General features: G+C 72.9%; 14 protein-coding genes. 7 read left to right on the forward strand and 7 right to left on the reverse strand.

The window, feature by feature from the left end; genetic code table 11:
* From EXE57_RS14665 to EXE57_RS14680, 4 genes are all read right to left on the reverse strand, one after another.
* Nucleotides 1-1137 (reverse strand): nucleotide sugar dehydrogenase, encoded by a 1137-nt coding sequence (locus EXE57_RS14665; RefSeq protein ID WP_208543107.1) that lies wholly within the window; start codon nt 1135-1137, stop codon nt 1-3.
* Between the two features lie 65 nt (nt 1138-1202).
* Nucleotides 1203-2042, reverse strand: a complete 840-nt coding sequence (gene mshD / locus EXE57_RS14670; protein ID WP_135078735.1) for a mycothiol synthase — start codon at nt 2040-2042, stop codon at nt 1203-1205.
* A 218-nt stretch (nt 2043-2260) separates the two neighbouring features.
* Nucleotides 2261-2824 carry a TetR family transcriptional regulator gene (locus tag EXE57_RS14675; protein ID WP_135078737.1) on the reverse strand — a complete coding sequence of 188 codons (564 nt, stop codon included), beginning with the start codon at nt 2822-2824 and terminating at the stop codon, nt 2261-2263.
* Between the two features lie 58 nt (nt 2825-2882).
* On the reverse strand, nt 2883-3620 hold the full coding sequence (locus EXE57_RS14680; RefSeq protein ID WP_135078739.1) for a response regulator transcription factor: 738 nt from the start codon (nt 3618-3620) through the stop codon (nt 2883-2885).
* A gap of 48 nt (nt 3621-3668) precedes the next feature.
* Between EXE57_RS14680 and EXE57_RS14685 the strand changes: the two genes are divergently transcribed.
* Nucleotides 3669-3941: a MoaD/ThiS family protein gene (locus tag EXE57_RS14685; RefSeq protein ID WP_135078741.1), complete on the forward strand. Its 273-nt coding sequence runs from the start codon at nt 3669-3671 to the stop codon at nt 3939-3941.
* Nucleotides 3942-3973: 32 nt separating this feature from the next.
* Here EXE57_RS14685 and EXE57_RS14690 read toward each other — a convergent pair whose 3' ends face one another.
* Entirely contained in the window at nt 3974-4396 is a 423-nt protein-coding gene (locus EXE57_RS14690; protein ID WP_135081016.1) for an Hsp20/alpha crystallin family protein, read from the reverse strand.
* Nucleotides 4397-4499: 103 nt separating this feature from the next.
* Between EXE57_RS14690 and EXE57_RS14695 the strand changes: the two genes are divergently transcribed.
* Nucleotides 4500-4781, forward strand: a complete 282-nt coding sequence (locus tag EXE57_RS14695) for a MerR family transcriptional regulator (protein ID WP_135078743.1) — start codon at nt 4500-4502, stop codon at nt 4779-4781.
* A 3-nt stretch (nt 4782-4784) separates the two neighbouring features.
* Here the strand turns inward: EXE57_RS14695 and EXE57_RS14700 are convergent, their stop codons facing one another.
* Nucleotides 4785-6920, reverse strand: a complete 2136-nt coding sequence (locus EXE57_RS14700; protein WP_135078745.1) for an alpha/beta fold hydrolase — start codon at nt 6918-6920, stop codon at nt 4785-4787.
* Complete coding sequence (locus EXE57_RS14705) at nt 6917-7996, reverse strand: class I SAM-dependent methyltransferase (RefSeq protein WP_135078747.1); 1080 nt, start codon at nt 7994-7996, stop codon at nt 6917-6919. Before EXE57_RS14705 ends, EXE57_RS14700 begins: the two co-directional genes overlap by 4 nt.
* Before the next feature lie 135 nt (nt 7997-8131).
* Between EXE57_RS14705 and EXE57_RS14710 the strand changes: the two genes are divergently transcribed.
* From EXE57_RS14710 to EXE57_RS14730, 5 genes are all read left to right on the forward strand, one after another.
* Nucleotides 8132-10873 carry a helix-turn-helix transcriptional regulator gene (locus EXE57_RS14710; protein ID WP_135078749.1) on the forward strand — a complete coding sequence of 914 codons (2742 nt, stop codon included), beginning with the start codon at nt 8132-8134 and terminating at the stop codon, nt 10871-10873.
* 70 nt (nt 10874-10943) lie between these two features.
* On the forward strand, nt 10944-11405 hold the full coding sequence (locus EXE57_RS14715) for a TlpA family protein disulfide reductase (protein WP_135078751.1): 462 nt from the start codon (nt 10944-10946) through the stop codon (nt 11403-11405).
* Between the two features lie 209 nt (nt 11406-11614).
* Nucleotides 11615-12094 (forward strand): DUF4395 domain-containing protein, encoded by a 480-nt coding sequence (locus tag EXE57_RS14720; protein ID WP_135078753.1) that lies wholly within the window; start codon nt 11615-11617, stop codon nt 12092-12094.
* 22 nt (nt 12095-12116) lie between these two features.
* Nucleotides 12117-12965: a sulfurtransferase gene (locus EXE57_RS14725; RefSeq protein ID WP_135078755.1), complete on the forward strand. Its 849-nt coding sequence runs from the start codon at nt 12117-12119 to the stop codon at nt 12963-12965.
* The gene (locus tag EXE57_RS14730; protein ID WP_135078757.1) at nt 12965-13261 is read left to right on the forward strand and encodes a DUF1416 domain-containing protein; all 297 of its coding nucleotides are present in this window, start codon (nt 12965-12967) and stop codon (nt 13259-13261) included. The genes EXE57_RS14725 and EXE57_RS14730 overlap by 1 nt, the downstream gene beginning before the upstream one ends.
* The last annotated feature ends 86 nt before the right edge of the window (nt 13262-13347 follow it).

Genomic DNA, 13347 nt, shown 5'->3' on the forward strand with positions numbered 1-13347 from the left:
TCAGTCGGAGCCGAACAGGTCGCGCGTGTAGACCTTCTCGGCCACGTCCTCGAGCTCCTCGACCATCCGGTTGGCGACGATCAGGTCGGCAGACTCCTTGAACGCCTCGAGGTCGCGGCACACCGTCGACCCGAAGAAGGTGTCCTCCTCGAGCTCGGGCTCGTAGACGATCACCTCGACGCCCTTGCCCTTGATCCGCTTCATCACGCCCTGCACGGCCGAGAAGCGGAAGTTGTCGGAGCCGGACTTCATGACGAGCCGGTGGATGCCGACGACCTTCGGTGACCGGTTGAGGATGTCGACGGCGATGAAGTCCTTGCGGGTCGTGTTGGCGTCGACGATCGCGCGGATCAGGTTCTGCGGGACGTTCCAGTAGTTGGCCAGCAGCTGCCGGGTGTCCTTGGGCAGGCAGTAGCCGCCGTACCCGAACGACGGGTTGTTGTAGTGGGTGCCGATGCGGGGGTCGAGCCCGACGCCCTCGATCACCTGCCGCGAGGACAGCCCGTGGCCGATCGCGAAGGAGTCGAGCTCGTTGAAGAAGGCGATCCGCATCGCGAGGTAGGTGTTGGCGAACAGCTTGATCGCCTCGGCGTCCGTGGGATCGGTCAGCAGCACCGGTACGTCGGGCTCGAGCGACCCGGCCACCAGCATGTCCGCGAAGCGGCGCGCCCGGTCCGACTTCTCGCCGACGATGATCCGCGAGGGGTGCAGGTTGTCCTTGAGGGCCCGCCCCTCCCGGAGGAACTCGGGGGAGAAGATCACCTGGTCGGTGCCGAGCCGCGCCCGGACGTCCTCGACGAAGCCGACCGGCACCGTGGACTTCACGACCAGCGTGGCGTCGGGGTTGGCCGCGACCACGTCCCTGACGACCTGCTCGACGCTCGTCGTGTCGAAGGCGTCGGTCTCCGGGTCGTAGTTGGTCGGGGTGGCGACCACGACGTACTCGGCGCCGGCGTAGGCCGCCGTGTCGGTCGTGAAGGTCAGATCGAGCGCACGTTCGCCGACACGGTGCTGCTCGAGGTACTGCTCGAGCTCGGGATCGGCGATCGGTGACCGCCCCGACCGGAGCAGCTCGATCCGGTCCTCGTCGAGGTCGATGCCGACCACGCGTTGGTGCTGGCCGAGGAGGACGGCCATGGAGAGGCCGACGTATCCGAGGCCGACGACGGCGATGGTGGGCACGGCGGCGAGTCTAGGCCGTGTCAGGCCGGCCCACGGCGGTACATGACGTGGGTGTCCGGTGACGCGTGGGTGAACCCGTGACGTTCGTAGAGGCGGATGGCCGGGGCGTTGTCGGCCTCGACGTAGAGGAGCACCTCGCGGATGCCGTGGTCGGCGAGGTGCCGGAGGCCCGCGCGCGTGAGGGCACGGCCCAGGCCGGTGCCCTGGGCGGCAGGGTCGATGCCGACGACGTACACCTCGCCGAGGTCCGCGGAGTGCTGCTTGGTCCAGTGGAAGCCCAGCAGCGTCCGGCCCCGGCTCGCCACGATCAGTCCGGCGGGGTCGAACCAGGGCTCGGCCATCCGCTCCTCGAGGTCCTCCTCGGTCATGCCGCCCTGCTCGGGGTGGTGGGCGAAGGCCGCGGCATTGACACGCAGCAGCTCGTCACGGTCGCCGGGGCGGTAGTGGCGGACGAGGACGCCCTCCGGCACCTCGACGCTGCCGATCGGCTCGTGGCTGGGTCGCCGCATCACCCACAGCTCGCGGACCCGCTCGAAGCCGTGCTGCTCCGCGAGGCTCGCGGCCGCGGGGTGGTCGGTGTGCGACCAGGCCTGCAGCGCGACGCCGTCGGTCGGGCTCTCGGCCAGCGCCTGCGCGAGCAACCGGGCGCCGAGGCCGTGGCGACGGCTCCCCGGGCGCACGACGAGGGACAGGTCGTGCTCGATGACCAGCGCGAACCCGTCGGCCTCGACCCACGCGGCGAGCTCGTCACCGCGGTGGCGCAGGGCCAGCCAGGTGGCCTCGTCGAGGGGGGCCGCCCCGTCGCTGGCCTCGGCGTCGGCGGCGATGTCGGCGATCTGGCGGAGTCCGTCGGCATGCACCCTTCGAGGGTAGGCGGTGCCGTCGGCGGGCCGGCCGGTGGTCCGAGCCTGGCGCCGCTGCGGCCTGCTCGCCCGCGGCGCCTGAAGGGGGGCGTTCCGGAGGCTTGCTTGAAATCAATCAAGCGGGCGCGACGGGGGTGTGGCCGGGGCGGGCACCCGGACGGGCCCCTCGCGGGTCGTGGCCGGAGGGGCCGCGGCGCGTGCTTGCTTGAAGTCAATCAAGCGGACGGGACCTGGCTGCGGGCGAGGGCGCGGTCGAGCAGCCGGCAGGCTTCGGCATAGGAGTCCGTCGACACCTCGCTGCACAGCTGCAGTCGCAGCCCTTCCACCAGCGCGTGGAGCTCGACGAGGGCCTCGGGCGATCCGCCGGGACCGGCGAGCCTGGCGAGGGAGTCCCGTTCGACGGACCGGGTGTACGCCAGGTAGGAGGCGACCTCGTCGTCCGCACGGGCAAGGTGGTGCAGTGCCAACCACACCCGCGCCCACCCGGCGACCTCGTCGTTCTCGGGGAGGAGCGAGGCGATGCCCTGGCGCCCGGTCCGTAGGTCGACCCAGCGCGTCCAGCGCGCCACGAACCGTCCTGCCACGGCACGGTGCAGGGCGGCCCGGGAGCCGAACCACTGGTGCACCGCCTGCGGGCTGTAGCCCGACTGCTCGCCCACGGCTCGCAGCGTCAGGGCCGCAGGCCCCCCGGCCGCGACGAGCGGGATCGCCGCGTTGGCGGCGATGTCCTCCCGCGACATCGAGTCGGGGACGAGCATCAGGTGTCGGAGGTCGTCCACGTCGCGAGCAGATCACGGATCAGGAGTCGCTCGCCGAGCTCCTCCACAGGCAGCCGGGTCAGGCGTCCTGGGAGTCCCGCCGCGAGCCCTGCGGGGCGGAGGACGAGGAGTCCGGCTTGGACGGGAGCACGAACCGGTAGCCGACGTTGCGGACGGTCCCGATCAGCGTCTCGTGCTCGGGACCGAGCTTGGCGCGCAGCCGGCGTACGTGGACGTCGACGGTGCGGGTGCCGCCGAAGTAGTCGTAGCCCCACACCTCCTGCAGCAGCTGCTGGCGGCTGAAGACCCGGCCGGGATGCTGGGCGAGGTGCTTGAGGAGCTCGAACTCCTTGAAGGTCAGGTCGAGCACCCGGGAACCGAGCTTGGCGGTGTAGGTCGCCTCGTCCACGACGACCTCGCCGGAGCGGATCACGTGGGCGTCGGGGTCGTCGGCGTCTCGCTCGGCGCGCAGCCGGCTGATCGAGAGCCGGATCCGGGCCTCGAGCTCGGCCGGGCCGACGGTGTTGAGGACGACGTCGTCCATGCCCCAGTCGTGGGTGACCGCGGCCAGGCCGCCCTCGGTGATGACGAGCAGGAGGGGGACGTCCACTCCGGTGGTCCGGATCAGGCGGCACAGGTCACGCGACTGGGCGAGGTCCTGTCGACCGTCGACCAGCAGCACGTCGGCGTCGGGCGCGTCGATCAGCGCGCTGCCCTCGGCGGGCAGGATGCGGACCTGGTGCGACAACAGGGCGAGCCCGGGCAGCACCTCCGCCGAGGGCTGCAGTGCGCTCGTCAGCAACAGCACCTGACTCATCAGGCCGCCTCCTCCACAGGTGGGTCTGATGCGACAGGATAGTCAACGATGAGTGACTCCGAGATCGTTGTCCGCTATTGGGCGGCCGCCCGGACCGCGGCCGGCGTCGGCCAGGACGCCCTGCCCGTCGACGGCCCGCTGACGCTCGACGAGGTCGTGCGCCGGGCGGTGGCGACCCACCCCGGCACCCGGCTCGCCGGCGTGCTGGAGATCTGCTCGGTGCTCGTCGGAGACCGACCGGTCGCCACCGAGGACCCGACCACCGTCGAGGTCCGTCCGGGCGAGACGGTCGAGTTCCTCCCCCCGTTCGCGGGCGGCTGAGCGCCGGCGCCCGGGGGGAGGGCTCTCGAGGCTCAGGCCTGGATCGCGGTCCGGTCCGAGGTGCCGCCGATCTCGATCTTGCGCGGCTTCGCCTTCTCGGCGACCGGGACGGTGAGCCGCAGCACGCCGCCGTCGTACGCCGCCTCGATCCGGTCGAGGTCGAGGTTGTCGCCGAGCACCAGCTGCCGGCTGAAGACGCCGCGAGGCCGCTCGGAGGCGAGCATCTCCCAGTCGCCGTTGCGCGCCACCCGCTCGGCCCGCACGGTCAGCACGTTGCGCTCGACGTCGAGGTCGATGCTGTCGCGGCTGATGCCGGGCAGGTCGAACTCGATGACGAAGTGGTCGCCCTCGCGCCAGGCGTCCATCGGCATGACCGCGGGGCGGTTGGTGGTGCCGAAGATCTGCTGGGTCAGGCGGTCGAAGTCGCGGAACGGGTCCGTCGTACGAAGCAACATCACGAAGTCCTCCTCCGGGTCGTGTGTGGTGATGTCCCTCAGGTGTAACCTGCAATGACTGTTATAGATTCCCTGCACCGGAGATTTCAAGCAGGAGGTCGGAATGAGTCGTGAGAGCGGGGTCTTCGCGATCTCGGTCGTGGCCGAGATGGTCGCCATGCCGGCGCAGAACCTCCGCGTCTACGAGCGCCACGGCCTGGTCGCCCCGGAGCGCACCGACGGCGGCACCCGCCGCTACAGCCGGGCAGACGTGGAACGGCTGCATCGGGTCCGCGAGCTGCTCGCCGAGGGACTCAACCTGGCGGGCATCGCTCGGGTGGTCGCCCTGGAGGAGGAGGTACGCCGGCTGCGCTCCCGGCTCGCCGAGCTCGACGCCCGGCGGTGAGCCTCAGACCAGCTCGGCCAGCATCGCCGCCGCCCGGGCCGCGCCGTCGGTGGCGACGGGCCGATAGCTGACCTCGCGTCCCAGCTCCGCCAGCACCACCTCGGCCAGTGCGTCGGGATCGGCCGCGTCGGCGTAGTCGAGGCAGCGGCCGGCCTCGTAGCGGTCGAGCCGGTGCCGGACGTGGATGTTCTGCTCGAAGTGGTGGCGCAGCGGCACGTAGACGAAGGGCCGGCCGGCGGCCGTGAGCTCCATGGTCGTCGTCAGCCCGCCCTGCACGACCGCGACGTCGGCCGCCGCGAGGTGCTGGTGCAGGTCCGGCACGAAGCCCCGGACGGACGCACCCCTGCGCCGCGGGAGCGTGCGCGGGTCGATCCGCGGACCGGCGACGACCAGGAAGCGCAGGTCGGGCTCGCGCCGGCGGACCAGGGGTACGGCGTCGAGGACCCGGCGCAGCATCGGCTCGCCCACCCCCGACCCGCCCACCGTGACGACGCACAGCGGGGCCTGGGGATCGAGCCCCAGCCGGGTCCGCAGCGCCTGCCGGTCGCCGAGCGCGGCCGTGTCGAAGCCGCTGACGTAGCCGGAGAAGTCGAAGTTCTCGCGCACCCACTCGTCGATCCTCGGCAGTCCCGGCCCGAAGCTCGCGGGCACCACGTCCTCGGGGTCACCGACGAAGACCGACCGGTCACGGACCCGCGCGAAGCGGGCCCGCTGCTCGAGCATCTCGGCGTTGTAGTCCGCGGTCAGCGCGGCCTCCCGGTCGCCGCCGTCGGGCATCGGGAGCCAGCCGACGAAGTCGGTCAGCCAGGCGAAGGAGAACCGCTTCAGCTCGGGGTTCTCGTGCAGGAAGTGGTCGACGTCCCAGGCCTCGTCGCCGACGACGAGGTCATAGCCGTCGTCGCGGACGACCTCCTCGAAGACCATGAAGTTGTTGACCAGCACCTCGTCCATCCGGCGGATCGCCTCGAAGGCGTGCAGGTCGTGCTCGCCGGCCTCGTGCTCGATGTGCGCGGACTCGTTGGCCAGCCACCGCGAGGCCGGGTGCACCCGCTCGCCGGCGGCCTCGAGCACCGCCGTGACGGGGTGCTGGGTGAGCCAGTCGACCTCGAGGTCGGGCTGCACCTTGCGCAGCTCCTCGACGATGGCCAGGTCGCGCCGGGCGTGCCCGAGCCCGATCGGCGAGGACAGCACGAGCACCCGCTTGCGTCGGCGTACGGCCGGCAGCCAGGTCTGTCGCCGCACCGGTGGCCGCAGCTGCTCGACGAACTCGTGGATCATCAGGTTGACGCGCACCGGCTGCCGCATCGGCGGACCGTGGCCGCTCCCCTCGAAGAGCACCAGCGACCCACCGGTCGCCCGGGCCAGCTCCTCGCCGATCGCGTGCGGCCGGATCCGGTCGTCGGTGCCGTGGACCACGGTCACCGGGCACCTGACCCTTGCGCACACCGGCTCCAGCGGCTCGCAGACCGCCCCGTCGCAGCCGATCCTCCCGGCAGTGGTGTCGACGAGGGTCTGCGGGTCGATCTCGCGGCCCCAGCCGATGGCGTCCTCGATCTGCTTGGTCGAGTGCGGCTCGCTGAACATCCGGGCGAAGAAGAAGGACAGGAAGTCCTCGTAGTCGCCCTCCAGCCAGTAGTGCCGGTTGTACTTGCGCCACCCGTCGTGGTCCTCGTACCGGTCGTGCCAGGACACGTCGTCGCGGTCGGCGTGGATGCCGGCGAAGCCGCACGAGGGTGCGATCGCGAAGATCCCGAGCACGCGATCCGGGTGGTCGGCGGCGAGGTGCACCGAGTAGGCCGCCCCGCAGGACAACGCGACCAGCACGGCCTCCCGCGTGCCGGTCGCGTCCATGACGGCCAGGGCATCGGCGGCGTACTCCCCGTCGGTGTACGCCGCCGCCCCCGTCGGCCGTCCCGAGCGGCCGCACCCCCGTCCGTCGAACGTGAGCACCCGGTGGTGCCGGGCCAGGTAGGCGACCTGCGCCTTCCACACCCGGGAGTGGACCAGGCTCCACGTCGGCATCAGCAGCACCGTGGTGTCGCCGTCGCCGAAGACCTCCCACGCCAGCCGTACGCCGTCGCGCACCGTGACGCCGGAGCGGTCCGGCTCGCGGGCCCGGCGGAGCACGGCCTCGGTCACGGCCTGACCTCCAGCACCTGGTTGAACGGGGTCTCGGCGACCTTGGCGAAGCGGGTGAACCCGCCCGTCGTGACGACGTCCCTGATCCGCGCGGGGCCGGCCTGGGTGCCGATCGCGAGGCCGACCTCCTGCGAGAGGGACGCCGGGGTGCACAGCAGCGTGGAGAACCCATAGTAGGCCCGCCCGACCGGCGTGAGGTTGTCCTCGACCCGGTCGCCCGCCATCGGCTCGACGACCATCCAGGTCCCGTCCTCGGCGAGCGCCTGCCGGACGTGACGGGCCGCCCCGACGGGGTCTCCCATGTCGTGCAGCGCGTCGAAGGTCGTCACCAGGTCGAAGCCGCTCCCGGTGAAGCCCTGCGCGCTCGCCACCTCGAACTGCACCCGGTCGGCGACGCCGGCCTCCTCGGCGCGTGCCCGGGCCTGCTGGATCGACTCGCGGTGGTAGTCCGAGCCGACGAACGTCGAGTGCGGGAAGGCCTGCGCCATGATGATCGTGGAGGCGCCGTGGCCGCAGCCGATGTCGGCCACGCGGGCGCCGCGCTCCAGCTTGTCGACCACGCCGTCGAGGGCGGGCAGCCACTCCCCGACCAGGTTGGCGTTGTAGCCGGGCCGGAAGAACCGCTCGCACCCCTCGTGGACGTCGTGGTTGTGCTCGTGCCAGCCGAGCCCGGCACCGCTCTGGGCGAGCTCGACGATCCGGGTCGCGTCCTGCACCGTGCCGAGCGCGATCTGGAAGAAGCCCGGGAGGTACGCCGGGCTGGACTCGTCGGCGAGCGCGACCGCGTGCTCGGCCGGGAGCTCGTAGGTGCCGGCCTCGGGGTCGTAGCGGACGATGTCGCCGGCCGCCTGGGCGTTGAGCCACTCGCGGGCGTACCGCTCGGCGGTGCCCGTGGCGTCGGCGAGGCGGCTGGGCGTGATCGGCCCCGACCCGGCCATCGTGCGGTAGTAGCCGAGCTTGTCGCCCATCACGACCAGGGCGGTGTTGAGCGTGGCGCCGACCTCGTCGACGGCGCGGAACACGAACCCCATCAGCGTGTCGAAGTCCACCTCGGCGGGCTGCTGGACGTCGGTCATGGTCTCTCCTCCGGTGGCGGTGGGAGCCGTCCCCCTCCGGCGACCCCTCACCGTCGGCGAACCTAGGTCGGCCAGCCGCTGCATCGCATCAGGTGACCCCCCTAGGAGCAGGCCGGACGGGCCTAGAGTGGGCAGGTGCTGGTCGGGAGGGAGACCGAGCGGCGGGCCCTCGAGCAGCTGCTCGCGGGGGCGCGCGTCGGTGACAGCCGGGTGCTGGTGCTCAGCGGTGAGCCGGGCATCGGCAAGACCGCCCTGCTCGGCGAGGTCTTGCCGCTGGCCGAGGGGATGCGGGTGCTGCGCGCCGAGGGCGTGGAGTCCGAGCGGCTGGTGCCCTTCGCCGGACTGTCCCAGCTGCTGCACCCGCTGCTCCCGCTGCTCGACCTGCTGCCGACCCCGCAGGCGTCGGCGCTCGCGGCCGCGCTGCTGCTCGCGCCGCCGGGACCGGACGGCCCACCCACGCGGTTCGCGGTGGGGGCGGCGACGTTGAGCCTGCTGAGCCGGGCCGCCGAGGAACGGCCGCTGGTCGTCGTGGTCGACGACGGCCACCTCGTCGACGAGGCCTCCGCGGAGGCGCTCGCCTTCGCCGCACGTCGCCTGCTCACCGACCCGGTCGCTCTCGTCGTGGCCGTCCGGGAGGGCGAACCCGGCGCCGACACCTGGGCGGCGCTGCCGACCCTGACCCTGACCGGTCTGGACCTCCCGTCCGCCGCGGACCTGCTCGCCGCCACGGTGCCCGGCCAGCCGTCGACCTGGTTGTCCCGCCTGCACCGCGCCACCGGCGGCAACCCGCTCGCGCTGCTCGAGCTCGGCGACCGGGCCGACCTCCTCGACCCGGCACCGGCGGACTCCCCGGTCGCGGTCCCCGAGGCGGTGAGTCGGGCGTTCATCGGCCAGGTGGCCGGGCTGGGCGAGGAGGCCCGGACGGCGCTGCTGGTCGCGGCCACCGACGGCGCGAGCGCGGCCACCGTCCTCGACGCCTGCCGGGTGCTCGGGGTCGATGGTCCGGCGCTGGCCGAGGCCGTGGACGCCGGGCTGGTCGCGGTCCGGGGCGACCGGGTCGAGTTCCGCCACCCCCTGGTCCGCTCGGCGGTGTACGGCGCGGCGCCACCGGCCACCCGGCGTACGGTCCACCGGGCGCTGGCGCAGGTCGTCGCGCCGGGTGAGACCGACCGGCTCGCCTGGCACCTCTCGGAGAGCGCGGTCGCCCCCGACGAGGAGGTCGCCAGGACGCTGGACGACGTGGCGCGGCGGGCCGCGGTCCGGGGTGCCCACGCGATCGCCGCGACCGCCCACGAGCGGGCCGCCGCGCTGACGGCGTCCCGGTCGCAGCGGGCCGAACGGCTGGTCGAGGCCGCGGCCGCGAGCTGGCTGGCGGGCCGGATGGACCTGGCGCTCGCGCTGGTGGAGCGGGCGCTGGTGTGCGAGCCCGACGCGGTCCTGCGGGCCCGGGCGCTGGAGCTGCGCGGGGCGGTGCTGACCCGGTCGGGCTCGCTGAGCGACGCCCACGCCACGCTGCTGGAGGCCGCCGCCACCGTGGAGAGCGCGGACCCGGGGCTCGCGGTCCGGATCCACGCCGACGCGGTCCACGTCTGCTTCTACCTCGCCGACGCCGAGGCGGGGATGCGCTCGTGCGCTGTCGTCGAGCGGCTGCTCCCCGGCGTCGTCGACCCCGACACCCGGGCGATCGGCCTGATGGCGACCGGGATGGCACTGGTGCACGCGGGCCGGGGGCCGGCGGGCGTCGAGCGGGTGCGCGAGGCGCTGCGCTCCCTGGTCGACACCCAGCCGCCCACCGCGGAGCTGTTCCGCCACCCCGTCCGCGTGCACGGTGCCCTGTGGCTGCGCGAGCGCGGCTCGACCCGCGACGAGGTCAACGAGGTGGTCGCGCGGATGCGCGACCGTGCCGCCTTCGGCTCCCTGCCGCTGCTGCTGATGCAGCTCGGCCGCGACGCTGCCACCACGGACCGGTGGGAGGACGCGGAGGCGGCGTACGCCGAGGCGATCCGGCTGGCCGGCGAGACGGGCCAGACGACCGACCTCGCGATGTCCCTTGGTGGGCTGGCCGTGCTGCTGGGGCGGCAGGGACGCGGCCCCGAGTGCGCGGCGGCGGCCGACGAGGCCGAGCAGGTCGCTGGGGTGCGCGACATCCGGATCGCCCTGGTCTGGGCCTGGCAGGGGAGGGGGGACCTCGCCGTGGGTGCGGGCGACCCGGCTGCGGCGGTGGTCCACTACGAACGCGTCGAGGAGCTGCTGGCGGGGCTCGGCTTCGCCGACCCCGACCAGTCGTGCGCGCCCGAGCTCGTGGAGGCGTACGTCCACAGCGGTCGGGTCGAGGACGCACGGCGGGTCGCGGAGGCGTTCGCGCGGAGGGCGGCGGCGAAGGACCAGGCGTGGAGCCTGGCTCGCGCCGCCCGGGCCCGCGCGTTGTGCGCGGAGGGGCCCGCGGCCGAGGAGTGCTTCCGTACCGCCCTCGCGCTGCACGCCGCGACACCGGACGCCTACGAGACCGCCCGCACCCAGCTCGCGTACGGCGCCTGGTTGCGGCGGGAGCGCCGGCGGGTCGAGGCCCGCCCGGTGCTCCGCGCCGCCCTGGACGCCTTCGAGCACCTCGGGGCCGGACCGTGGGCGGAGCGGGCGGCGCAGGAGGTGGAGGCCACGGGCGAGGTGGCCCGCCGCCGTGACGCCGACCCGGCCGACCACCTCACCCCGCAGGAGCGCCAGGTCGCCCAGCTCCTGGCCGCCGGCCGTACGACCCGCGAGGCCGCGGCCGCCCTCTTCCTCAGTCCCAAGACGGTCGAGTACCACCTGCGCAACGTCTACCTGAAGCTCGACATCCGCTCGCGAGCCGAGCTCGCCGACCGCCTCGGCGGGCGGTAGCGCCCCGCACCGGGTCGAGACCCCGCCGCCGCCCGGAACAAACGCGGACCCGTGCCGCGTTGTGGCCCGCATGACGACCGGCCTGTGGATCGCGCTGGCGAGCGTGGTGCTCGCCGTCGCCTTCGGCGGCTGGCGGGCGTACGCCGACGGCCGGTTCCGCGGCCGGCCGGAGCCGGAACCCGAGGTGGAGCCCCTGGTTCCGGCGGAGCAGCTGGGGGAGCGGGCCACGCTGCTGCAGTTCTCGAGCGCCTTCTGCGCGCCGTGCCGTGCGACCCGTCGGGTGCTGGCCGACATCGCCGAGGTCGTCCCGGGCGTGTCGCACGTGGAGGTCGACGCCGAGGAGCACCTCGAGCTGGTCCGCCGGGTCGGGATCCTGCGGACGCCCACCACGCTGGTGCTCGACGCCGCCGGCCGCGAGGTGACGCGGGCCGCCGGAGCGCCCCGCAAGGAGCAGGTCCTGGTCGCCTTGGCCACGCTCGACGTCCCAGATGATGGACGAGAGTCCCACGATGCGGGACCGCGAGATGAGTGAGTCGTCCGGCCGCCCTACAGTTCACGACATGTCCTCGACACACCTGACGAAGCGCCGCGCAGTGGATCACTGCCGCGTCCGCTCGTCCCTGTGTCGAATGCCCTGACGGGGCCTGCTGCCCATTCCCCCTTTAGTCGACCAAGTTAGTTGACTAAACTCGCAGCAACCGTGCCGACGACCCGTCGGCCTCCACTTCCCGCAGGAGCGACATGTCCACCCTCACGAGCGAGCAGCGCCACGACGTGGCCAGTGCGCGGATCGACGCGCGTGGCCCCCAGTTCACGGCCGCGGTCACCGCGGTCCTCCTGATCGCGGTGCTGTCGTTGCCACCGGCCGCCGCGACCGTGCTGATCGGCGTCCAGGCAGTGCTGTTCGCGATCGGCGCGTTCCTCGGGGTGCAGCACACCCCGACCGCGTGGCTGTTCCGGCGGGTCGTCCGGCCGCGGCTCTCGGGCACGACGGAGTTCGAGGACCCGCGCCCGCCGCGGTTCGCGCAGGCGGTGGGGCTGGGGTTCGCCCTCGTGGCGTTCGCCGGCTTCGCCTCGGGCGTCGTCGTCCTCGGGCTCGTCGCGACCGGCTTCGCGCTGGTGGCGGCCCTGCTCAACGCCCTCTTCCGCTTCTGCCTCGGCTGCGAGGCCTACCTCCTGATCAAGCGCGTCACCACCCGCTCCACCACCGTCACCACCTGAGAAGTCAACCGAAAGGCACGCCATGAGCCGCGACACCACGCTCGTCTCCGCCCAGTGGGTGGAGGAGAACCTCGACAACGACCAGGTCGTCCTGGTCGAGGTCGACGAGGACACCACCGCGTACGACAAGGGGCACATCCGGGGCGCCATCAAGCTCGACTGGACGACCGACCTGCAGGACCAGGTGCGGCGCGACTTCGTGGACAAGGAGCAGTTCGAGGCGCTGCTCTCCGGCCGCGGGGTCGCCAACGACCACACCGTGGTGCTCTACGGCGGCAACAACAACTGGTTCGCCGCCTACGCATACTGGTACTTCAAGCTCTACGGCCACCAGGACGTCCGCCTCCTCGACGGCGGCCGCAAGAAGTGGGAGCTGGACTCCCGCGAGCTGACCGACGAGCTGCCGACGCGCGAGCAGACGACGTACTCCGCCCAGGAGCAGGACCTCTCGATCCGCGCCTTCCGCGACGAGACGGTCGCCGCGATCGGCGCGCAGAACCTGGTCGACGTCCGCAGCCCCGACGAGTACGCCGGGCGGCTGCTCGCCCCGGCCCACCTCCCGCAGGAGCAGGCGCAGCGTGCCGGGCACATCCCGACTGCGGCCAACGTGCCGTGGAGCAAGGCGGCCAACGACGACGGCACCTTCAAGTCCGACGACGAGCTGAAGCAGATCTACACCGAGGCCGGCGTCGACTGGGACAAGGACACGATCGCCTACTGCCGCATCGGGGAGCGCTCCAGCCACACCTGGTTCGTGCTCAAGGAGCTGCTCGGCCAGCAGAACGTGAAGAACTACGACGGCTCGTGGACCGAGTACGGCTCGCTGGTCGGCGTCCCGGTCGCCCTCGGTGACGAGAAGGGTGAGGCCTGATGTGCGGCGCGACCGAGGGCGGGCTCTCCCTCGACGGGGTCGACGTGGCCAAGGAGGCCGTGATCCAGGGCCAGGTCGTGCGTGACGGCGAGCCGGTCGGCAACGCCTACGTACGCCTCCTCGACCGGACCGGCGAGTTCACGGCCGAGGTCCCGACGAGCGCGACCGGTCACTTCCGGTTCTTCGCCGGCGACGGCGAGTGGACGCTGCGCACCCTCGCGCCGAAGGCCGACCCGGTCGACCGTCGCGTGGTGGCGCAGACCGGCTCGGTGGCCGAGCTGACCATCCCTCTCTGACCTGACCGCGACGCCCCGGTGCGTCGTGGCCCGTCGCCACGGCCGAGGAGTGCCATCCTTGGCCGTGGCGACACCTCTGCGGCAGG

Origin of the sequence: Nocardioides euryhalodurans, assembly GCF_004564375.1 — a bacterium.
In the GTDB taxonomy this organism is placed as follows: Bacteria; Actinomycetota; Actinomycetes; order Propionibacteriales; family Nocardioidaceae; genus Nocardioides; species Nocardioides euryhalodurans.